The following is a 1,285-nucleotide window of genomic DNA, read 5'->3' on the forward strand; positions in this document are numbered from 1 at the left end:
AACGAAATATTCATTTGCACCTTCGCATCGTTCATCGATGCCGCGTTAAACTGGCCGTCCAGCGCAAACGTCTTTCCGGCCGTCACCGCCACATCGCGGTACAGCTCGATGTAGTGGCCTGCGCCAATGCCCGTGAGTCCTATTCGCTGTGCTCGCGTGCCTTCCACGACCGGCGTCGTCACAACGCTCCAATCCGAGCCGTCCGTATTCCATCCATCTGCCGCGCCGCTCGAGCCGGTATACGTTTCAAACCCGCCATTTGGCAGCAAGTTGCCCCCGGCTGTCGTCGCGGTTACTTCCGCCGCTTCCGATTCGTTGGCCGCTGCATCTGACGCCACGACTGTCATCGTGTAGCTCGTTGCTTTCGTCAGTCCCGTCACTGTGTAGTTCGTATTTGCGGTCGTGCCTACAAGCGTCCCGTTCTTATAAACTGAATACTTCACCGCTCCTTCGTTGTCCGTGGAGGCGTCCCACTCCAGACTAACGCTTGTGTTCGTCGTTCCCGTCGCATGCAGGTTCCCCGGAATCGAGGGCATCGAGTAACGGAAATTCAGTCCATCCACATAAAGCGTCGCCGTTCCGTTGTCTGCCGTCGCATAAATCCGCGGGCTAATCACCGCCTCGACCGCATTCGCCGGAATGTTGCCGCTCGTCTTCAGAAGGACATAACCGTCCGTAACGTCGAGCAGGTCCTGTTTTTGTTCCGAGATATGGTTGTTGTTGGCATCGTAGAACGCGATATTCAATTGCACCTTCGCACCGTTCATCGCCGTCGCATTAAACTGGCCGTCCAGGATGAACGTTTTGCCCCCCGTCACCGGGATGGTCCGATACAGCGATACGAAGTGTCCGGCTCCAATACCTGACAGTCCCATCCGCTGCGCACGTGTGCCTTCTGCCACCGGCGTCGTCACAATGCTCCAGTCCGAACCGTCCTCGATCCAGCCATTCGCCGCGCCGCTTGAACCCGTGTATGTCTCAAATCCGCCATTCGGCAGCAAGTTGTCCCCAGTTGTCGTCGCGGTTACTTCCGCCGCTTCCGATTCGTTGCCCGCCGCATCCGAAGCCACGACCGTCATCGTGTAGCTCGTTGCTTTCGTCAGTCCCGTCACTGTGTAGTTCGTATTTGCGGTCGTGCCTACAAGCGTCCCGTTCTTATAAACTGAGTACTTCACCGCTCCTTCGTTGTCCGTGGAGGTGTCCCACTCCAGACTAACGCTTGTGTTCGTCGTTCCCGTCGCATGCAGGTTCCCCGGAATCGAGGGCATCGAGTAACGGAAATTCA

Annotated in this window: 1 protein-coding gene; it reads right to left on the minus strand. The window is 57.2% G+C overall.

The genetic code is table 11. The features are described 5' to 3' along the window. A partial coding sequence (locus K7P76_RS32975; protein WP_232190344.1) for a fibronectin type III domain-containing protein occupies nt 1-1,285 on the minus strand: 1,285 nt, incomplete at both ends.

Source organism: Cohnella silvisoli (assembly GCF_021190915.1).
Lineage (GTDB): Bacteria > Bacillota > Bacilli > Paenibacillales > Paenibacillaceae > Cohnella > Cohnella silvisoli.